The following is a 21,276-nucleotide window of genomic DNA, read 5'->3' as shown; positions in this document are numbered from 1 at the left end:
CAAATTGAATCTAAAAGGAATGAGCCCGGTGAAATACCGAGCTCATTATTTAAAATTAAATTGTTAAACTTGTCTAAGTTTTGGGGGCTAGTCCACTAACGACCGCCTTTTTCTGCTAAAAACCACTTACTCTGATATTATAACCAAGTGATTTGATATTCATCAAACTCATCTCCCAACTCTACTTCCTTAACAAAATCCACACGAACTCCGGTAACTTTTGACTTGCGAACAAGTCCGTCAAGTAAACCTAGCTGCAGCTTACCATTAAATGTCTGAGTTCTACGGACAACTATTTTCTTCGACTCATCAGAAATAATATCCCATCCTCTTCCTTTTGGATCCTGAATCATCTGACTGGCAACAAGCTTCAATGCTTTTACAATATCTATTGGCTTCGAATCTGCATTAATCAGATTATTTCTCATAAACTGACCGTGCACCGTCTCTCCGATTGTCCTACCTACTTTGATCAAATTGAACTTACCCAGGTTTCGTTCAATCCACATACATAGATCATTGTAAATATCCATTGACACATTACCTTCAAGCTTAACACCATCTACTATCCTGTATAGCTCCGGATATTTTGACTTGTCATAATTACTTAACACATCATTGATAAACACCGAATTCAGCGTTACGCCTTCTGTTGAGTTATCCATGGTAATTTCCTAGTTTAATTTATACACAACGATTTTCTCTATACAAATTAACTCCATCCTCAAGGTTTTCATCCATTCATTTTAACAACAACTATTACATTATAGAATTAAATTATTTTTTAACCTCAAAACACAACCAAAACATCTATCTTATATTGATATGTCACATTATGTCATACGTAAAAAAAGCTTTCCCAACAAAGAATTATCCAATTATAAAAACTACATATCCTAAATACGGATAAAATCACCTTTCGCTAAAACAAATAACTATTCCCTTTCTGTAAAAACATACACCAACAAAAAAAACACAACATAGTATCATTACAACATCATCACCCCTATTCTTCAGTCTATTTTAAAAAAACATTGCATCTGTTTTCAAATAGTACACCACTCAACTAAAAACTCATGACTTTCAAGCCATGAAAAGAATATTATTTACTAAAAATATTAGTAAATAAAACTAAAATATTTAGTAATTTTGAAGTCGGATTAAAATGTAATTATGTATCTCAACTGTCACACATGGTTTAGTTTGAAGTATGGCACGCTGTCGCCCCAGCAACTTATTGATGAAGCATTAAAAAATGGTATTCACAAGCTGGTATTGACTGACATCCACAATACCTCAGCTTATATAGAGCTTATCAGACTTATCAAGGAGCAGTCAGCACCACTGGAGATCATTACCGGAATTGAATTCAGGAACAACAATAAACTTGCTTACATTTTAATCGCCCGCTCAAACAAAGGTTTCGAGCTAATCAACAGGTATCTTTCCGGACTTAACACTCAAAAAGTATCTCCGGAATCAAGGGCACCCCAACTGGAAGATACTTATATCATATATCCCTGGGCAAACAACACGCCTGTAAACTTAAAAGCAAACGAGTATATCGGAATCCGGCCGGAACAAACACACCACCTTTATCGCTTAACTAACAGCCAGTTAATTGATAAAGGAGTTATTTTACAGCCGGTTACTTTTAATTCGAAAACAGGTTATAACACACATCGTCTTCTGCGAGCAATCCACCACAACACCTTATTAAGCAAGCTTGATCCGGGGCTCCAGGCTTCACAAAATGAATTCATGGTTCCTGAAAGCAAATTGCTTGAATATTATTGGCAATACCCAAAAATCATTGCCAATACTGAACAGATCCTGGAAAATTGTAATATCAACTTCGAACTGGGTACAAACAAAAACAAGAAACAACTTACCGATAAGGCCTCTGACCATCATCAACTCAAAACCAAAGCTCTCGAAGGCTTTCGCAGACGATACGAACATTACAACAGTTATGCCATGGAAAGGCTGTTGAAAGAACTTGATGTCATCGAAAAGCATGGCTTCGAATCATACTTCCTGATTACCCTTGATATTATTGAGTATGCAAAGCATAAAAATTATGCACACGTAGGCCGGGGAAGCGGGGCAAACAGCATGGTTGCCTACTGCCTGGGAATCACCGAAGTTGATCCCATTGAACTCGACCTGTATTTTGAGCGTTTCCTTAACCCATACAGAAGTTCTCCCCCTGATTTTGACATTGATTTCTCATGGCAGGACCGCGATGATGTAACCCGCTATATTTTTGAACGTCATGGCACGGAGCACACTGCCTTACTTGCTACCTATGTTACTTTTCAGGGAAGATCTATCATTCGTGAGCTTGGCAAGGTCTTCGGACTACCCAAGGAAGAAATTGATAAGATAGTTCGTGAACCTGCCCGCTATGCCAACAGCGATGAAATCAGCGGACTAATCTTTAGATATGGAAAAAGACTTCAGGATATGCCCCGAAACTTGTCCATTCATGCAGGTGGCGTGCTCATTACCGAGAAACCCATCTATTCATTTACTGCTACAGACCTTCCTCCCAAAGGCTTCCCGATAACACATTTTGACATGTTCTCTGCTGAAGATATGGGCATTCATAAATATGATATTTTAAGTCAGCGTGGTCTGGGACACATTAAAGACAGTGTTGCACTGGTCGGAAGGAACAAAAAAATTAACATTGACATCACCAGAACTGAAAAATTCAAGAAAGACGATAAAATAAAGCAACTACTACGAAGCGGACGAACCATGGGTGCCTTTTATGTTGAGTCACCTGCCATGAGAATGCTTCTCGGTAAATTAAAATGCGAGGATTACATCACTCTGGTTGCTGCAAGTTCGATTATCAGACCTGGTGTAGCAAGATCAGGCATGATGCGCGAATATATTCAACGACATCACAATCCTGATAATTTTGAATACCTGCATCCGAAGATGAAAGAACTCATGAAGGAAACCTATGGTGTCATGGTTTATCAGGAAGATGTGATTAAAGTTGCACACCATTTTGCCGGGCTCGACCTTGCCGAGGCTGACATCTTGCGACGGGGAATGTCCGGTAAATATCGTTCGCGAAAAGAATTTCAGCGTGTTGAAGAAAAGTTTTTCACAAACTGTAAAGAGAAAGGTTATCCTGAAGCAATATATAAAGAAGTCTGGCGTCAGATTGAAAGCTTTTCCGGCTACTCATTTTCAAAGGCACACTCTGCCAGCTATGCAGTAGAAAGCTACCAGAGTTTATACCTCAAAGCCCATTTCCCTATTGAATTTATGGTTGGGGTCATCAATAATTTTGGTGGGTTCTATAAAACAGAATTCTATTTTCATGAGGCTAAACGGTCTGGAGCCATTATTCAGGCTCCATGTGTAAACAATAGTGAATACCTCACAAGCATAAATGGAAAAGAAATTTTTGTAGGTTTTATTCACCTGAAGAGCCTTGAAACCAAAGTCGCTCAAAGAATTGTTTCAGAAAGAAAAAACAATGGACCTTTTACCGGACTTCAGAACTTCATTGAGCGAGTAATGCCCGGGCCGGAACAAATTTATATACTGATAAGAATTGGCGCTTTCAGATTTACAGGAGAAGAAAAACGGGCTTTACTATGGCAGTCAAAGCTTTATTATGGCAATAAAGAAAAGAGCAAGGCAAAACTTCCCGGAGGCGACATGTTTAATAGCCGGGTTAAAAATTACTCCTTGCCCAAACTTGATAAAATACCATTTGAAGATGCTTTTGACGAGCTCGAATTACTTGGTTTTCCGTTGTGCGATCCTTTTAACTTGCTTCCTGAACAGTCAGTCCTTCCTCAATCCGGAAAAGATATGTCCAAGCACTTGAAAAAACGCTTTTTCATAACCGGATATCTGGTTACGATAAAGCACACCCATACTAAAGACAAAAAAACGATGTTCTTCGGAACGTTTATTGATAAGAATGGAGATTTCTTTGACACAACCCACTTTCCAAATACAGCAAAACAATACCCCTTCCGAGGTGCCGGATTTTATAATATTGAAGGAATTGTCGTTGAAGACTTCGGATACCCGATGATTGAAGTCAGTAAAATGGAAAAAATGCCTATGATCGACAGGGAAAAACTGAGAGAAAAGGAACTCAGGATTGCTAATTAATTTACTTGAATCTGATTTTAAAAAATAGCAATATCCCAGAGAGAACAAGTGTAGCTCCATTAGCAAGAATCACCGGAATGTCTGAAATAAGTATTCCATAGGTCAGCCAAAGTAATACTCCGGTAAAAAAAATCAGAAACATGGATAGAGACAGGTCCTTTGCGCTTTTTGACTTCCAGGTTTTAATCACCTGAGGTAAAAAAGCGATTGTTGTGCAACAACCTGCCACTATACCAATAATTTCCTGCCAGTTCATTATGCTTGCATTGACCCTTCGAGTGAGGCACTTAGAATATCCTCAAACTCATTCCAGGCATATATACGTTTGTATCGTGTTTCTTTAGCATTGTGAAGAGAATTAAAAAGAATACCCTCTCCTCTAAAACCATCAAAATTATGAGCATGATCATCAATAAGATAATCTGCAATTACGATAGACTTGTCTCCACACATTACCATATTCTTCCATCCGATATATGGGAAGTGTTTATTCAACCAGCGAACCTTTTCTTCCATACTATGAGGCAACTGGGTAGCAGCAGTAACTACAAACACTTCATGATCACGATGAAGTCTTTCAACAGTCTCCTGAGCACCTTCAATTAACGGAAGATTTTCAAAAAAACCACCCTGCTTCATATAATCGAGAATCACATGCTTATGCTCAGAGGCTACATAATCTTCTAGATGCCACCCCGTCATATCGTTGCGATCAATCTTTATATTAAAATCATTTTGATATCTGTCTATCAGAGCCTCAAGCGTATCAGCCATCACCTCGTCCATATCTATTGCAATACGTTTCTTCATAACAATCAAATTCTCATATCTTATAATCCGGACCACACTACTAATCCGGACTGCAAATAAAAGTAAAACATCATTAGCGTACAATGTGTTTTGACTACTGATAAAAACAGGAGTATGATTTGGACCTATTTTGTATTTTATGTAAACAATTCAACAATATGTCAAATTCATCAAAAAATAAGTAACCTTCCAAAATCTAAATCCGTGTAATCCATAAAATAAAAAAAGGCTCCCAGGAATTTTCCTAGAAGCCTACTGCCAAAACCGTAATGAATTTGAAATCGTCAGTTTAAAAAATCATATCAAAAAATCAACTGCATGTAAAAAAATATCGTCTAAAAAATATTCAAATTCATTAGTTTATACCCCCAAATAAAAAAAGGAAACCCCCCGAAAGCAATTTTTTTTTACTTTTTTTATATCTAGTTTGAATTTATCATTTTTAATAAGCTTAAAGACTAATATTTTTAACTAAAAATTGAAAATATTTTTTTCATAAAAATCCAAAACATCATCATTTCTACAATATTTGTAAACTGATCACGTTCAGAGAATTTCATTATCATCATTAATTCAATTTGTACTTATCTTTGAAATATTTTCAACCAAACACTTGTACAGTTAAAATATGCACCATACATTTGTAACAAATCAATTCTGAATTAATTGATTTTATACAGAAGAGTGGAGGGAACAGGCCCTGTGAAACTCTAGCAACCTATTAACATGGATAAGGTGCTAATTCCTGCCCGATGTTGGGAAATATAAATGAAAATTAAATGAAAACATTTACAAACAATTTCAGAGTTTCACATTTCTTATCCGTACAGGATATAGTTACTATTTTTAGTTCTCACAAGAACTGTTGTTGCACATCTATGTGCTGCTGTTGTTAATCTAACAGTAATCCCCGATATAATTTTTCATTAAAATTTTCACAGTCAAAATTTCTGTCTGAAGCTAAATTTTAGTATTCAATTTAAAATCAAACTATACCATCAATGGCAATAATTATCACCGAAGAATGTATTAACTGTGGAGCATGCGAACCCGAATGCCCTAACACAGCGATCTATGAGGGAGGTGTCTCATGGACCTGGGGAGGCGGCACCAGCCTGGAAGAAGTTGAGCTGGAAGACGGTTCGGTTGTTGCAGCAGATGTTGACCAGGAACCAATTTCTGATGAATTCTTTTATATCGTTTCGGCCAAATGTACCGAATGTACTGGTTTTCACGAGGAGCCTCAATGTGCGGCTGTTTGTCCGGTAGATTGTTGTGTACCCGATCCTGATTACCAGGAAACAGAAGAAGAACTTGAACTTAAAAAACAATGGCTTCATCAGGAAGCATAATTCATAGAACATGGCAGATTTCAAACATTTTGAGACCAACGCAGTCAGGACAAGATACCCTCAAACGGAGTTTAACGAACATTCTTCTCCACTTTTCCTGACTTCATCATTTACTTTCGATGATGCTGAACATGCCCGTGCACTTTTTCAGGATGAAATTGAAGGCAATATTTATTCAAGGTTCAGCAACCCGAATGTATCTGAATTTGTAGACAAACTTTGTGCCTTAGAAGGTACTGAAGCTGGATTTGCAACAGCTACAGGTATGTCTGCCATGTTTACCAGTATGGCCTCATTGTTAAGAACTGGCGATCACATAATTGCCTCAAGGGCAGTTTTTGGATCTACTCACCAGCTTTTTACAAAAATTTTCCCTCGCTGGGGTGTACAAACAACTTATGTTGACATCAATGCCTCTGCTGATGAATGGCAAAAGGCCGTACAGCCAAATACAAAGATGATTTTTGCGGAAACTCCTTCTAATCCGGGACTGGATATTATTGATCTGGAATGGCTTGGTAGTTTCGCAAAGGAAAATAATTTAATCCTGAATATTGATAACTGTTTCGCTACACCATATTTACAGAATCCAGCAAAATATGGAGCACATATTGTCACTCACTCGGCTACAAAATTTATTGATGGTCAGGGAAGAGTACTTGGTGGAGCAGTTCTGGGCACTAAAGAATTGATTGATGAAGTTCGTTTTTTCTCACGACAAACCGGACCGGTAATCTCTCCTTTTAATGCCTGGATTTTATCAAAAAGTCTGGAAACGCTACCTGTCAGAATGGACAGACATTGTAGCAATGCACTTGAACTGGCAAATTACTTCACAGGTCACTCTGACTTGAATTGGGTAAAATACCCTTTTCTACCCAGCCATCCACAATATGAAATTGCTAAAAAACAAATGAAGCATGGTGGTGGACTTATCACTTTTGAAGTAAAAGGAGGTGTAGAGCGAGGAGCTAAATTCCTAAACAATTTAAAAATGTGTTCGCTATCTGCTAACCTGGGTGACACCCGTTCTATTGTTACTCATCCTGCAAGTACCACTCATAGCAAGCTTTCAGAAGAAGAAAGAGCTGCTGTAAGTATTACTCCAGGATTAGTAAGGGTTTCCGTAGGACTTGAAAACATAAACGATATCGTTGAAGATCTTGAACAAGCATTAAGAGCAAGTAGATAAAATATTAAAATGAAATATCCTTTAGCCGCATATATGAATAAATGTTGTTGTATGGGATGCATGTGTACATGTATCATGACATACTATTATCCGTAGGTTTACACATATATTCATATGAAGCCCCCGCGGATAGTAGTCGATCCCGGGGGCTTTTTTATTACCCACAAATTCACTGATAATGAAAGAATTACAAAACCAACCAAAACTCAGTCCTGAAGCTCAAGAAGATCTTCAGGAGTTAAAAACGAAAATCTCCTTATTCAAAGAAGGTAAAATAGATGAAGAAAGATTTAAAGCTTTCAGACTGGCAAGAGGTGTCTACGGACAGCGTCAGCAAGGTGTCCAGATGTTCAGAACGAAGATTCCTTATGGAAAATTAACAACTAAACAGCTGGAAGTCATAGCTGATGCTTCGGATAAATTCAGTACTGGAAACCTCCACCTGACAACAAGACAAAACATTCAGCTTCACTATGTTAACCTGGATGAATCACCTGATTTATGGGAGCAACTGGAAACAGCGGGCATTACCGCAAGGGAAGCATGTGGAAATACTCTTCGTAACATTACCGCATCACCAACGGCAGGCATTGATCCTGAAGAAGCATTTGATGTGAGTCCTTATGTTCAGGCTGTTTTCGAATACTTTTTGCGTTACCCTGTAAATCAGGAGATGGGCAGAAAAATAAAAATCGCCTTTTCTTCTGGCGAGAATGATGATGCTTATGGATTTATTCATGATTTCGGGTTTATACCTAAAGTTAAAACAATAGATAATGAGGAAGTTAGAGGGTTTAAAGTCCTGGTCGGTGGTGGCCTGGGGGCACAACCATTTACTGCTGAAAAGGCATTTGACTTCCTTCCTTCAGATCAGCTTATTCCTTTTCTCGAAGCAGCATTACGTGTATTTGACCGATATGGTGAGCGAGAAAAAAGATTTAAGGCAAGATTAAAATATCTGATTGAACCTAAGAGAGGCTTAGGTCTTGACTCCTTCCTTGATTTGGTTGAAAAAGAAAGAACTGCCTTGCCATTTCCTTCTTACAGCATTGTTCCAGGTGAAAATGACCGTCCTGTTTTACCTGAATTTCAAAATGAAAAATTAAGTGGCACTTTTGACAGGTCTAAATATGAAAAATGGCATTCAATCAATGTTTTTGAACAAAAGCAAAAAGGCTTTTATGCTGCAAAAATTAAAGTTCCGCATGGAAATATAGATTCTAAAAAAGCAAGGGCTCTTGCTAAGGTAATTAAGAAATATGCTTCTGATGATCTTCGAATTACTATCAATCAGGGTTTACTTTTAAAATTTATACCAGACCAGCATCTTCCATTGCTATTCAACAAACTTGATGAATTAGGATTTGGAGAACCAGGTTTTGATACTTTGGCAGACATTACTTCATGCCCGGGCACAGACACCTGTAATCTGGCAGTAACAAACAGTACCGGAATTACAGATGTACTGGAAAATCTAATCATTAATGAATATCCGGAGCTTGTTGGAAATAAAGATTTTCATTTAAAAATCAGTGGATGTATGAATAGTTGCGGACAGCATATGATTGCTGATATAGGCTTTCATGGTAGTTCGATTAAGAATGGAGACAAGGTGATTCCTGCTATGCAAATTGTTTTAGGTGGCGGTATTGACCACAATGGCAATGGACTAATTGCAGAGAAGGTAATCAAGCTCCCTACAAAGCGAATTCCTAATGCTGTCCGGACTCTTCTTGATGATTTTGAAGCTTTTAAGGCTACCACCGATGAGAATTTCAGAACCTACTTTGCAAGAAAAGGCAAACGATATTTTTATGATATCCTTAAGCCTCTTGCAAACTATGATGCTATTATCCCTGAAGAATACCTTGACTGGGGAGCTAATGAAGAGTTTACTCCTGAAATAGGAACAGGGGAATGTGCCGGTGTAAGCCTTGATGTTGTATCTACTATTATTAATGATTCTGAGGAAAAGCTTCAAAAATCTGATGCTGAACTAGATGCAGGAAGGTTTGCGCATGCTATATATTTTAGTTACAGCAGTATGATTATTGGCGCCAAGGCAATTTTGCTTTCTCAGGATATTTCTTGTAACACCCACATCGGGATTATTGATGATTTTCAGGAAAAGATCATTGATGAAAACAGAATTATTTTCCCTGACTTTAAGGAAAAGATTCTGGCAATCAACAAGAACAAGCCCGGTGAAAACTTTACTATCAATTACAATGCCCTGGCAAATGATTTCTTCAAAGTCATCATTGACTTTAGAAACAACCAGCAATCAAATATCAATAAAACAGTAATCAGCGAACATTATAAAGCATGAGAACGAAATTAACATTAGTGGGCGCCGGACCGGGAGATCCGGATTTAATTACCCTAAAAGGGATAAAAGCCATCGAGTCAGCCAATGTGATCCTTTATGATGCGCTGGTCTCTCCCGAGCTATTAGATTATAATTCCGGTGCCCTTAAAATATATGTTGGAAAAAGAGCAGGAAGACACAGCAAGAATCAATCGGAGATCAATGAAATGATCATTCACTATGCTTTTAAGTATGGCCATGTTGTCAGACTTAAAGGTGGTGACCCGTTTGTTTTTGCTCATGGTAAAGAAGAAATAGACCATGCAGAATCATTTGGAATAGAGACAGCCGTTATACCGGGAATTTCAAGCTTTCAGCTTCCCGGGCTTTACTCTTTCCCGTTAACCCACAGAGGAATAAGTCAGAGTTTCACCGTTGTTACTGCTACTGGTTCAAATGGTGAAATCTCTGATGACCTCAAGGAGTTCGTCAACTCAAGATCCACGCTTGTAATACTTATGGGAATGAGAAAATTATCAGGTATTGCTCAATTATTCAGAAAGGCCGGAAGAAAAGATTTACCAGTTGCAGTAATAGTAAATGGTAGTCTTCCGAATGCCCGGGTAATTAGTGGTTTTATTGATGATATCGAAGAAAAAATAAATGCTGCCCCGGATCTGAACGGACCAGGAATTATTGTTGCCGGAGAAAGTCTGTCAACTCATTCCGACTATCTAAATGTATACAAATCATGGTTGAAAACAGCTTGAAAGAAGTAGAAAATAATTCTCCGCTTTCTGCGGAATACGTTTCCTTTCTTAATGAAAGCTTTCACAGACTGCATCCTGAAGAAAGAATCAGGGAAATATTCAATATTTTCAAAAAGGAGGATATTCTGGTAACAACATCCTTTGGGAGCAGTTCGGTACTCTTGTTATCAATGCTATCAAAAGTACAACCAGACCATCCTGTGTTTTTTATTGACACCGGCTTTCATTTTGATGAAACTTACGAATACCAGCAATTGGTGGAAGAGCGTTTTGGACTGAACCTGAAGGTTATCAGACCTGATGAATCTAAGCATCAGTTTACCAAAAACAATAAAACCTGGATAGCTAATCCAGATCTATGCTGTTTAATAAACAAAGTTGACCCACTTGAAAAAGTCAAGCAAGATCACAAAATATGGATTAGCGGATTGATGGCTTATCAAAATGCTAACAGGGCCGACATGAAAATTTTTGAGACCAAAAATAATTTAGTGAAGTTTCATCCCTTTCTCGATCTAGAAAAAGAGGATGTATCTCTATATAAGTTTATCTATCAATTACCTGAAAATCGACTTACTCATAAGGGATATTCCTCAATTGGATGTACACACTGTACTAAGCAGGGCTCCGGAAGAGAAGGTCGATGGGCTGGGACTAATAAAACCGAATGTGGTATACACGGCTAAATCCCTACAGGTTGAGAACGGGAATTAAATTTTCACCGTTCTCAACCTTCAACTGTAGCTTTCTCTATAAGGTATTCTTTGAATTTATCGTATGAATTCTTCATTGGAATCTTATCAATATTCCTTGAGTACAAATCTTTAATTCCTTCAGGTTCTTCAAGTTTCTTTCCGATTGACTCCTCAACATGATCGGCAAATTTTATTGGGTGTGCCGTCTCTAATAATACACCTGTAACAGAAGGTCTGCCATCCATATAAGTTGTCAACGCTTTATATCCAACTGCTCCATGAGGGTCCAGGATATACCCATACTTTCGATATACATGACCAATTGCCTCCAATGTTTCTTCATCGGTGTAATAGTATCCTTTGACCACCTGTCTTGCCAATTGCCAGTTTTTATTAAAAATGGACATTAACCTGTCAAAATTCGAAGGATTACCAACATCCATAGCATTTGAAACCGTCTGAATTGAAGGTTTAGGCATGAATTGTCCCTGTTTTAAATAATCGGGAACTATTTTATTGAGATTGGTAGCTGCAATAAAGTTTTCAACTTTCAATCCCATCATTTTAGCAAAGAGACCACCTGTGATATTACCAAAATTTCCACTTGGAACTGCAAAAGCAATTTTTCTGTCTTCAGAGGCTAACCTTGACCATGCATAAAAATAATAAACTGATTGTGGCAGTAACCTCGCTACATTAATTGAATTAGCAGACGACAAATTGACTCTGGCATTTAACTCTTCATCAAGAAAAGCCTTCTTCACTAACTTCTGGCAATCATCAAAAGTGCCGTCAATTTCAACTGCACTAATATTCTCTCCAAGGGTAGTCAGCTGTCTTTCCTGTAATTCACTAACCTTTCCTTTTGGATAAAGAATTGTCACGCTTACGCCCGGGGTTTTATAAAAACCTGCAGCTACAGCGCCACCGGTATCGCCCGAAGTTGCTGCCAGGATATTAACTTCCTTATCGCTATCCTTTGAGAAATAGCCAAGGCAACCAGCCATAAAGCGAGCTCCAAAATCTTTAAACGCCATTGTTGGTCCGTGATACAGCTCCATTGAGTAAAAGTCTTTTTTAACATTTACTAATGGCACCTCAAAATTGAATGCTTTATCACAAATCAGCTTCAAATCAGCTTCAGGGATATCCTCTGAAACATAAGGCAAGATTACACGATACGCAATCTCAGCTATTGACAATTCCTTGATTTCCTCAAAAAATGACTCACTTAACTGTGGAAATCGCTCAGGCATGAAAAGACCATTATCTTCCGGAAGACCTTTTATAACAGCTTCTCTGAATGAGTATGCTTTTTTCTTGTTTTTAGTGCTATAAAATTTCATTGTTCCAATTTTTTAATAACCGGTCCTTGCTGATTTACCGGAGACACATAGATTTTCCCTTCCACACCAATATCTTCCAACACTTCTTTTATAGGAAGCTTAATATTGTTAGCCATTTCTTCTCCTTTGCATAGAGCAAACATGGCAGGGCCACTTCCTGAAATCCCATATCCTATCGCACCATTTTTCAATGCGGTATATTTCATCTTGTCAAAAGCAGGAATCAAAATCTTTCTGATCGGCTCAACCAATACATCTTGTAGTGATCGGCTAAGCAACTCATAATCACCAGTATAAAGTGAACTAATTAACCCAGCCACATTCCCTGTTTGAATTACTGCATCACTTAACGACACCTTCTGCCTTAAAATTTCACGTGCACTCTGTGTCCTGACTTCAACATCAGGATGTATAAGAACACAATACAAATCATCAGGCACTGGCAATCTTACCACATCCAATGGCTGATAACTTCTTATCAAGGTAAACCCTCCATATAATGCAGGTGCTACATTATCAGCATGAGCAGAACCACAAGCCTTCCTCTCTCCTTCCATAGCGATCTTTAACTGATCTATTAATGGCATCCCAGCCTGAAACAAGGCTTCGCAAGCTGCTACAGCTGCTACGGCACTGGCTGCACTTGACCCCATGCCGCTACCCAATGGCATTTGTTTTTTGAGCATTATTTCAACGCTATCTGTAATCCCGGCCTGCTCAATATATTGTTGGACTGCGATTCCTGCAGTATTTTCTAACACTTCAGTAGGAAGCCTTCCATTATCTCCTGTTATTTCCTTGATTCTTATATTTCTTTGTCCGTCATCAACTCTCTCTAAAGAAACTTCATCGCCTGGGTTAGACAATGCAAACCCAAGAATATCAAATCCACAAGAAACATTTGCTACAGTTGCCGGTGCAAAGGCAGTTACCTTTTTATAATCAGATTTCACTTTTAACTTTTCCATTATTCCAGATAACTGCTTATTAGTAATACATCAGCAAAAACACCACTGGCAGTAACTTCTGCTCCTGCTCCTGGCCCTTTAATAACCATTGGTCTTTCTTTATATCGTTGTGAGGTATATGAAACAACATTATCACTACCTGACATATCAAATAACGGATGACCCGGACCTACTGTTATAAGCTTTATTTCAGCTTTGCCATTATCAAGACAGGCAATATATCTTAGTTTCTTCCCTTCCTTTTCTGCTTCATTTTTTCTCTCCAGCATGACATCGTCAAACTTCTTGAGCTCAACAAAAAAGTCATCAACAGAGGCTACATCAAAGCATGATTCAGGCAACATTTTCTCAAGATTGATATCCTCAGGTTCCAGATTATGACCAGTTTCCCTGGCAAGAATCAACAATTTTCTTGCAACATCCATACCGTTCAGGTCTTCTCTCGGGTCGGGCTCAGTATACCCTTTTTCCTTAGCTTCCTTTACCAGTTCGCTAAATGGTTTGCTTCCGTCGAAATTGTTAAATAAATATGAAATGGTTCCTGACAAAACTCCTTCAACTTTAATCACCCTATCTCCTGAAAGCTTCAACCCTTCAATAGTCTTAATCACTGGTAATCCGGCACTTACATTAGTTTCATAAAGATATTTTACACCATTTTTAAGTTCCGCTTCTTTCAATTCCTTATAATATCTATATGGACCTGAATTGGCATGCTTGTTAGGAGTTACTACCGAAATTCGGCTGTTTAATATTTTCTTGTATTGGGCGGCAATTTCCTTGCTTGCAGTATTATCAATAAAGACTGATTGAGGAAGATTAAATTCCTTCATTCGCTGAACAAATATATGGATATCACTTTGTTCACCAGATTCCATTAATTGATCATACCAGTTATCAAGGTCTATTCCCTCTTTATCAAATAACATCTTACGACTATTGGCTATGCCAACAAGCTTGATATTGAGCCTTCTTTCATTAATGAAATATTCGTACTGATCTTTTATTTGATCCCACAGAGTCTTTCCGATTAGACCTGCACCAACCATAAAGACATTAAGGCTATGTATCTCACCTTTGAAAAATGCACCATGAAGGGCATTTAGTGCCTTGCTAAGATCGGGTTTTTCAATTACCACACTGATATTCAGCTCTGAAGAACCCTGAGCTGTAGCTTTAATATTGACACCATTTTTACCCAGAGTACTAAAAAGTTTACCGCTTATACCAGGTGTTTCACGCATTTTTTCGCCTATGCAAGCAACAATCGATAGATTATACTCAATATTTGGCTGATCTATTTTACCAGTTTCAATCTCTCTTTCAAATTCGGCTTCAACCACCAAACGACACTTTTCAGCATCTTTCGGAAGTACAGCAAAGGTTATGGAATGTTCTGATGAAGCCTGTGTAATCAAGACTACATTTATTTCTGCCCTTGCCAATGATCCGAATAACCTTGAAGCAATACCAGGTACACCAACCATTCCTGCTCCCTGGAAGTTTACAAGAACCACATCTTCCATAGATGTAATTCCCTTTACGGTATAATCAGAATTGACTGACATATCACTGATTACCGTACCATCAAAACCTTGATTAAAGGTATTCTTTATTCTCAATGGAATATTCTTGGCAACAGCGGGCTGTAATGTTCTCGGGTATATAACCTTTGCTCCAAAGTGAGTCATCTCCATTGCTTCCATATATGAAATTGTCGGAAGAGAAAATGCTCTTTTCACCTTTTTAGGATCAGCAGTCATTACTCCATCTACATCAGTCCATATCTGGATTTCTTCAGCTTCTAATACAGCTCCCAGGATGGCGGCAGTATAATCTGAGCCACCTCTACCTAAAGTAGTTGTTTGTCCTTTATCATTTGATGCAATGAAACCTGTAACAATATTTAGCTTCTGATTAGTATCAAAGTATTTATGAATAAGCCTTCCGGTTTCATCAAAATCAACTTTTGCCTCACCAAAACTTGAGTTGGTTTTTATTATTTCACGAGCATCGGTATAGTTCGCATCTATCCCATTTACTAATAGAAATGCTGAAATTATTCTTGCAGAAAACCTCTCCCCAAATGATAATATAAAGTCTGCAGATCGTGGTGTAAGTTCCCTTAATAAATAAACCCCATGAACAACATCTTCAAGGTCGTTTAATAGCTTTTTAATTTCAGCAATAATCTGACTTTGCCTGTTAATTGGCATTAATTCAGTAATTAAGTTCATCAACTGTGTTTCAATATCATTAAACACCGTCGTGTATTCCTCATCCTGATCAGCAGCCAACGTACCGATTCGGACAAGTTTATTGGTAATACCTGACTGTGCAGATACAACAACAGCGATTTTCTCACCATTTGCATCAAATCCTTCAATGATATTCTGCACTTCTCTAATGGCATGAGGGCTCCCCACGGAGGTTCCTCCGAACTTAATAACTTTCATAAGAATGATCTTTACCTGTTTTATTGTGAGCAACAATAAACACTCCCTTAATAAAAGGAACTATTATTTACGGGTATTCAAACAAAAATGAAATATTATTAACAAAAACACAAATTAAAAAGCTTTATTTTAAAAAAACGATCAATTGTTAGGCTTATCCCATACACAATAATTGTAAACATTTTCTCGTATTATTTATTTATCTTTATTGAAATTTTTCTACACATGAATAAACAGTTGTTTTTTATACTCTTTATACTTTTTACATGTATATCAATAGATGCTCAAAACATCCAGTGGGCGACTTCAGTGCTATCTTCTACCCACATATCTGATAATACAGAACATGATAAATCTCAAATTCTTGGAAAGCCAAATGCAATTCAAGGAGCTCCGTCATCAGGAACAATTGAGCTTACCGATTTTAACACTGTCGGAAGTGTTGAGCTATCATTTTATTCTCCTCATCAGGTTCAAACGGTAGTCATAATAGAAAATTACCTGCCTGGAAGAGTGACTAAGGTTGTTCTTAAAGACATAAAAGGTAAAAAGATGGAAGTTTATCGAAGCGAACCTGAAGTTTTGGTTCCCAAGGTAAACTGGTTATTTATCAAAGTTCCACTAACAGATACAAAGATTGAATCCTTAACTCTGCATTTCAGTTCTCATAATACTACTGAAATGCCTCAAATTGATGCTGTTGGTATAAGTAGAACTGCTGACATACCTCTTTTAAGAAGAGAAATCCTTTCATTAAATCTCCCTTCTGCTGGTAATAACCCTGATCTTAAAATTAGGACCGGTAGAGAGCATTTGGGTTCAATTGTAAATGATGAGGCAGCAGAATATTACCCAATTGTGACTGCTGATGGTAGCACGCTGTTTTTCAACCGTAAAAATTTCTATTTAAATAAAAAGAGGAAGCAGGACAAAGGAGATAATTATATCTCAAATGCCCTTGCTGATCAGTTTACCAAAGACCGTAATTTCGGTGATCTAAACACCAAAGGTTTTGATCGTATTTTAAGTATTGGTTCTGATGGAGGGACTTTTCTTATTTCTGGCACCACACCAAATTCGGAGAGAGGTATGCTTGTGACAAACAGGAGAAATGATGGTTGGACTACACCTATACCAATGAGTATTTCCGGTTTGGAATTTGATGGACTGTTTATGGATGCAGCATTATCACCTTCGGGAAATCAGCTGATATTAAGTTTCATACCTGAAGGTGGTGGTGATAAAAACCTTTATGTTTCTTTCAAAAAAAGTGATTTTTCTTGGAGTGCACCTATACTTCTTAAAGGTGTTAATAGCGAACATGACGACTTTGCACCTTTTCTGGCAAGTGATGGGAAAACATTATACTTTTCTTCCAAAGGATTTAGCCCGATTGGTGGTTCGGACATTTATGTTTCCAGAAGACTAGATGACACCTACAGAAATTGGTCAGAACCGGAAAACCTTGGCACAGCAGTAAATACTGCAGGTAACGAAGAATATTTTACGGTAACAGCAAAGGGTGATTATGGTTATTTCACTTCTGACATGAACTCCTACAAAAGAAAGAATGACATATTCAGAATTCTGCTGAATGCAAACTATAAACCGGAGCCAGTAGTATTAATGACTGGTAGAATATTTGACAATGACTCTGAAGGTCCAATTGATGCTTCACTGATTTTATCTGATATGGAATCCGGTGCTGAAACCGACAGATACAAAAATACCCTTTCAAATGGCCACTATCAATTCATTTTACCTGTAGGTAAGTATTATGACTTTACTGCAGAGGCTGAAGGATATTTAGCATCGAATGAAAATCTTGATCTCAGAAATATCAATTACTTCAGAGAAATAAGGCATAACCTTAGACTTTACCCTAAAGAGGTTGGCGAAGTTATTCCATTTAATAATATCTTTTTTGAAGAAGCTACAGCTAACATTTTACCAATTAGTAAGGCTGAAATCAACAGACTAATAAAAATGATGCGTGATAATCCGACTCTAGTAATAGAATTAGGAGGTCATACTGATAACAGAGGTAGCTTTGAAAATAAGCTTCAATTATCTGAGCAACGGGTAATTGCTGTTAAAAATGTCTTAGTAAAGGCAGGAATATCATCAGAAAGAATTACTACTGTTGGGTATGGTGATAAAAAACCAATTGCACCTAATGACTCTGAAGAAAACATGGCTAAAAATCGAAGGGTTGAGGTGAAAATCCTGGCTATTTAATTTTCATAAAATAAGTAAGCTTCTGCCTTAACTATATTAAGAATTCTGCGTAAGCATTATCTAATATAGTTAAGGCAGATTTTTTATGAATATCAAAGAATTAAAACACGAACTCGAACCATTCAGAAACAGTTTATTAAATCATTCACTTTATCAGGAAGTAAAATCTGTAAGTGAATTACACCTATTCATGGAAAGCCATGTCTATGCTGTCTGGGACTTCATGTCATTACTAAAAGCATTACAATTGAAGCTTACTACAACATCCATTCCATGGAAACCAGCCAAAGACCCAGAGATATGCAGATTAATTAATGAGATTGTTTTAGGGGAAGAAAGTGACCTCGATGAAAATGGAAATGCTGCTTCACACCTTGAAATGTATCTAAATGCCATGGAAACTGCGGGAGCTGATACCTCAGTATTTAGAAACTTTATTAAGAACCTGCCAGAAGATCTTAATTCAGTAAGTAGCTATATTGAGAACTCTTCAATTCCGGAAGAAGCAAAAGAATTCACCATAAAAACATTTGAATACATAAAAAAAGGCGAACCTCATATCCTTACTGCTCTTTTCACATTTGGAAGAGAAGATCTGATACCGGACATGTTTAGTGTTATTCTACAGAAAATGGAGCGTAACTCAACCATCAACCTTAATCCGTACATCTATTATTTTGAACGACATATTGAAGTTGATGGAGACCATCATGGTCCTTTAGCTCTAAAAATGATCAACTCACTTTGTGGTAATAATCAATCAAAGTGGCAGGATGCATTTGAATACAGCTCTTCAGCTCTAAAAGATAGAATCATCTTCTGGAACTCTATCGAAAAGAGAATAAAAGAAAGCAGATAATATTTAAGAGAGTAACTGATAGGCTATAAATGAAGACAAGTAAGCCATCACTCCCATAAATACAAATTGAATTACCGGCCACTTCCATGACTTTGTTTCTCTTTTGACTACTGCTAGTGTACTCATACACTGCATAGCAAAAACATAAAAGAGAAGTAACGACACCGAGGTGGCCACTGTATAGGTTTTTTCGCCTGTATCAGGATCTGAAGCTTTCATCAGCTTACTTCTGATAGTAGCTTCATCATCTTCCTTACTGGCAATACTGTAAATTGTAGCCATTGTACCAACAAAAACCTCTCTTGCGGCAAATGAAGTAATAATTGCAATTCCAATCTGCCAGTTAAAGCCTAATGGTTTGATAGAAGGTTCTATTGCCTTTCCAAAATATCCTGCATAGCTGCTTTCAATTTGTTTTGAAGCAATCAAGTCTTCAGTTTCATCTTCAGTTAAATTTTTAGCCTGAGCAACCTCAATTGCATCATTCTTTGCCGTTTCCATTGCATCTCCGGGGCCGTAGCTGGCTAAAAACCATAATATCACTGATATAATCATGATAACCTTCCCTGCCTGAAACACAAATGCCTCAACTTTTTCTCTTACAGTAAGAAGGACATTCTTTACATTCGGCTTTCTATAAGGAGGAAGTTCAATCATCAGAAAGCTATGCTCTTCTGTTTTTAGTATCCATTTGAATACAATAGCGGCAACAAGAGCACCAACAATCCCTAATAAATAGAGTCCCATAAACATTAATGCCTGTGCATTAACAAACCCACCAAGCATAATTGGTGGTACTGCAAAAGCTATGAGTAGCGTATAAACGGGAATACGGGCAGAACAACTTATTAGTGGAGTTACAAGAATGGTTATAAGCCTTTCCTTCCAGTTACTTATTGTTCTTGTAGCCATTACCGCAGGCACAGCACAGGCACCTCCTGAAATAAGTGCTACAATTGATCTTCCATTTAGACCGAATTTTTGCATGATATTATCAAACATAAATACGGCTCTTGACATATAGCCGATCTCTTCAAGTATGGTAATTAACAGGAATAGAATTGCTATTTGTGGAATAAAAACTAGTACACCACCCAGACCTGCTATAATACCATCAGCCAGTAATGAAGTATACCAGGTATCTGGCAAATTAGTCTTGATAAAATTTCCGGCTTCAGCAAACATCCAGTCAATAGCATCCATTGGATATGATGACCACGAAAATATTGCATGAAAAATCAGAAACATCATTGCAAAAAATATTACTGGTCCCAGGATCTTATGGGTAAGAACCCTGTCAATTTTGTCTGTTAATGATCTGGCTTCATCATTAGATTTCCTTACAGCATCTCTGACAATTGGAGCAAAGCGATCATATCTTGCCATTGTTTCATTGATCTGGCTTCTCAGATCATTAAACTCATATTTATCAACAACAGACTTAACAATCTCTTTTTGCTCGGCATCAATCCAGTTCATTTTATGAAAATGATGAGCAACGAGGATTGAGCGATAATCATTTTTTATATTAAGAGATTCACTAATTTCCCGTGATATGTGTTTTTCGTTTTCTGAAAGCTTATAAAATGCCTTATGTTTCTGATCCAGGTGCTTTGAACCACTTAACACCTGATGAGCTGCTTCCTTTAACTTATCAATATTTTCTTCCTTCCTGCTACTAACAGCTACTACAGGAATACCAAATTTCTGTCTTAGCTTTTCTTCATCAAAAGTTAGCTTATTCTCTTCAGCAAGATCTGTCATATTTAATGCCAGAACCACCGGAATATTCAGATCTAGAATCTGTGTCAACAATAACATCTGTGGTTCTAGTTTGGTAACATCAGCTACATAAACCACCACATCAGGGTAATTCTCATCCTGAGGATTACTAAAAGTTTTGATTATTATTGATTCATCCTTACTTGTTGGGTACAAACTATACGTTCCTGGAAAATCAATTACTTTAACAGTCTCATTAACCAACTTGGTTGTCCCTATTTTCTTATCAACAGTGACACCAGGAAAGTTTCCGACTTTTTGTCTGAGACCTGTAAGAATATTAAAAATTGATGATTTACCGCAGTTCGGGTTTCCCAGCAATGCCAGGGTAGGTAGGTTATTGTTACTCAT

Annotated in this window: 15 protein-coding genes and 1 riboswitch; of the genes, 8 read left to right on the top strand and 7 right to left on the bottom strand. The window is 37.5% G+C overall.

The genetic code is table 11. From position 1 onward, the window contains the following. Nucleotides 1-137 precede the first annotated feature (137 nt). On the bottom strand, nt 138-665 hold the full coding sequence (locus HH304_RS19760) for a hypothetical protein (RefSeq protein WP_169685013.1): 528 nt from the start codon (nt 663-665) through the stop codon (nt 138-140). Between the two features lie 508 nt (nt 666-1,173). On the opposite strand from HH304_RS19760, the gene HH304_RS19755 reads away from it, so the two are divergent. Beyond that, nucleotides 1,174-4,149 carry a DNA polymerase III subunit alpha gene (locus HH304_RS19755; protein WP_169685012.1) on the top strand — a complete coding sequence of 992 codons (2,976 nt, stop codon included), beginning with the start codon at nt 1,174-1,176 and terminating at the stop codon, nt 4,147-4,149. 1 nt (nt 4,150) lies between these two features. Here the strand turns inward: HH304_RS19755 and HH304_RS19750 are convergent, their stop codons facing one another. Together HH304_RS19750 and HH304_RS19745 are read right to left on the bottom strand one after the other, a co-directional pair. Continuing rightward, entirely contained in the window at nt 4,151-4,405 is a 255-nt protein-coding gene (locus HH304_RS19750) for a SemiSWEET transporter (protein WP_169685011.1), read from the bottom strand. Beyond that, nucleotides 4,405-4,959 carry a 5' nucleotidase, NT5C type gene (locus tag HH304_RS19745; protein WP_169685010.1) on the bottom strand — a complete coding sequence of 185 codons (555 nt, stop codon included), beginning with the start codon at nt 4,957-4,959 and terminating at the stop codon, nt 4,405-4,407. Before HH304_RS19745 ends, HH304_RS19750 begins: the two co-directional genes overlap by 1 nt. Nucleotides 4,960-5,628: 669 nt before the next feature. Then, nucleotides 5,629-5,730: riboswitch (SAM riboswitch) on the top strand. A gap of 230 nt (nt 5,731-5,960) precedes the next feature. Here HH304_RS19745 and HH304_RS19740 point away from each other — a divergent pair. The 5 genes from HH304_RS19740 to HH304_RS19720 all read left to right on the top strand — a co-directional run bounded on the left by HH304_RS19740 (nt 5,961) and on the right by HH304_RS19720 (nt 11,267). Then, nucleotides 5,961-6,311 (top strand): 4Fe-4S binding protein, encoded by a 351-nt coding sequence (locus HH304_RS19740; protein ID WP_169685009.1) that lies wholly within the window; start codon nt 5,961-5,963, stop codon nt 6,309-6,311. 10 nt (nt 6,312-6,321) lie between these two features. Beyond that, nucleotides 6,322-7,503, top strand: a complete 1,182-nt coding sequence (locus HH304_RS19735; RefSeq protein ID WP_169685008.1) for a trans-sulfuration enzyme family protein — start codon at nt 6,322-6,324, stop codon at nt 7,501-7,503. Between the two features lie 178 nt (nt 7,504-7,681). Next, a complete protein-coding gene (locus HH304_RS19730) occupies nt 7,682-9,832 on the top strand; it encodes a nitrite/sulfite reductase (protein WP_169685007.1) in 2,151 nt (716 codons plus the stop codon). Further along, entirely contained in the window at nt 9,829-10,581 is a 753-nt protein-coding gene (cobA, locus tag HH304_RS19725; RefSeq protein WP_169685006.1) for a uroporphyrinogen-III C-methyltransferase, read from the top strand. Before HH304_RS19730 ends, cobA begins: the two co-directional genes overlap by 4 nt. Then, entirely contained in the window at nt 10,563-11,267 is a 705-nt protein-coding gene (locus HH304_RS19720; RefSeq protein ID WP_169685005.1) for a phosphoadenylyl-sulfate reductase, read from the top strand. The genes cobA and HH304_RS19720 overlap by 19 nt, the downstream gene beginning before the upstream one ends. A 41-nt stretch (nt 11,268-11,308) precedes the next feature. Here HH304_RS19720 and thrC read toward each other — a convergent pair whose 3' ends face one another. From thrC to thrA, 3 genes are read right to left on the bottom strand one after another with little or no spacing between them, the layout of a single operon-like run. Further along, a complete protein-coding gene (gene thrC, locus HH304_RS19715) occupies nt 11,309-12,622 on the bottom strand; it encodes a threonine synthase (RefSeq protein ID WP_169685004.1) in 1,314 nt (437 codons plus the stop codon). Then, nucleotides 12,619-13,590, bottom strand: coding sequence for a homoserine kinase (locus HH304_RS19710; protein ID WP_169685003.1), 972 nt, complete (start codon nt 13,588-13,590; stop codon nt 12,619-12,621). The genes thrC and HH304_RS19710 overlap by 4 nt, the downstream gene beginning before the upstream one ends. Beyond that, nucleotides 13,590-16,046, bottom strand: a complete 2,457-nt coding sequence (gene thrA / locus HH304_RS19705; protein ID WP_169685002.1) for a bifunctional aspartate kinase/homoserine dehydrogenase I — start codon at nt 16,044-16,046, stop codon at nt 13,590-13,592. The genes HH304_RS19710 and thrA overlap by 1 nt, the downstream gene beginning before the upstream one ends. Nucleotides 16,047-16,271: 225 nt before the next feature. Here thrA and HH304_RS19700 point away from each other — a divergent pair, with 225 nt between their 5' ends. Then, entirely contained in the window at nt 16,272-18,284 is a 2,013-nt protein-coding gene (locus tag HH304_RS19700) for an OmpA family protein (RefSeq protein WP_169685001.1), read from the top strand. A gap of 85 nt (nt 18,285-18,369) precedes the next feature. Further along, nucleotides 18,370-19,143, top strand: a complete 774-nt coding sequence (locus HH304_RS19695; RefSeq protein WP_169685000.1) for a DUF3050 domain-containing protein — start codon at nt 18,370-18,372, stop codon at nt 19,141-19,143. A 3-nt stretch (nt 19,144-19,146) separates the two neighbouring features. Here the strand turns inward: HH304_RS19695 and feoB are convergent, their stop codons facing one another. After that, on the bottom strand, nt 19,147-21,276 hold the full coding sequence (feoB, locus tag HH304_RS19690) for a ferrous iron transport protein B (RefSeq protein ID WP_169684999.1): 2,130 nt from the start codon (nt 21,274-21,276) through the stop codon (nt 19,147-19,149).

The organism is Marinigracilibium pacificum (genome assembly GCF_012926615.1).
Classification (GTDB): Bacteria; Bacteroidota; Bacteroidia; order Cytophagales; family Cyclobacteriaceae; genus Mangrovivirga; species Mangrovivirga pacifica.
The sequence above is the reverse complement of the archived record's forward strand: the minus strand, read 5'-3'. Positions and strand labels throughout refer to the sequence as shown.

Bases quoted from the DNA above. Each gene is read 5' to 3' on its own strand.
- HH304_RS19760 (WP_169685013.1), bottom strand. From the start codon at position 665: ATGGATAACTCAACAGAAGGCGTAACGCTGAATTCGGTGTTTATCAAT.
- HH304_RS19755 (WP_169685012.1), top strand. From the start codon at position 1,174: ATGTATCTCAACTGTCACACATGGTTTAGTTTGAAGTATGGCACGCTG.
- HH304_RS19750 (WP_169685011.1), bottom strand. From the start codon at position 4,405: ATGAACTGGCAGGAAATTATTGGTATAGTGGCAGGTTGTTGCACAACA.
- HH304_RS19745 (WP_169685010.1), bottom strand. From the start codon at position 4,959: ATGAAGAAACGTATTGCAATAGATATGGACGAGGTGATGGCTGATACG.
- HH304_RS19740 (WP_169685009.1), top strand. From the start codon at position 5,961: ATGGCAATAATTATCACCGAAGAATGTATTAACTGTGGAGCATGCGAA.
- HH304_RS19735 (WP_169685008.1), top strand. From the start codon at position 6,322: ATGGCAGATTTCAAACATTTTGAGACCAACGCAGTCAGGACAAGATAC.
- HH304_RS19730 (WP_169685007.1), top strand. From the start codon at position 7,682: ATGAAAGAATTACAAAACCAACCAAAACTCAGTCCTGAAGCTCAAGAA.
- cobA (WP_169685006.1), top strand. From the start codon at position 9,829: ATGAGAACGAAATTAACATTAGTGGGCGCCGGACCGGGAGATCCGGAT.
- HH304_RS19720 (WP_169685005.1), top strand. From the start codon at position 10,563: ATGGTTGAAAACAGCTTGAAAGAAGTAGAAAATAATTCTCCGCTTTCT.
- thrC (WP_169685004.1), bottom strand. From the start codon at position 12,622: ATGAAATTTTATAGCACTAAAAACAAGAAAAAAGCATACTCATTCAGA.
- HH304_RS19710 (WP_169685003.1), bottom strand. From the start codon at position 13,590: ATGGAAAAGTTAAAAGTGAAATCTGATTATAAAAAGGTAACTGCCTTT.
- thrA (WP_169685002.1), bottom strand. From the start codon at position 16,046: ATGAAAGTTATTAAGTTCGGAGGAACCTCCGTGGGGAGCCCTCATGCC.
- HH304_RS19700 (WP_169685001.1), top strand. From the start codon at position 16,272: ATGAATAAACAGTTGTTTTTTATACTCTTTATACTTTTTACATGTATA.
- HH304_RS19695 (WP_169685000.1), top strand. From the start codon at position 18,370: ATGAATATCAAAGAATTAAAACACGAACTCGAACCATTCAGAAACAGT.
- feoB (WP_169684999.1), bottom strand. From the start codon at position 21,276: ATGAGTAACAATAACCTACCTACCCTGGCATTGCTGGGAAACCCGAAC.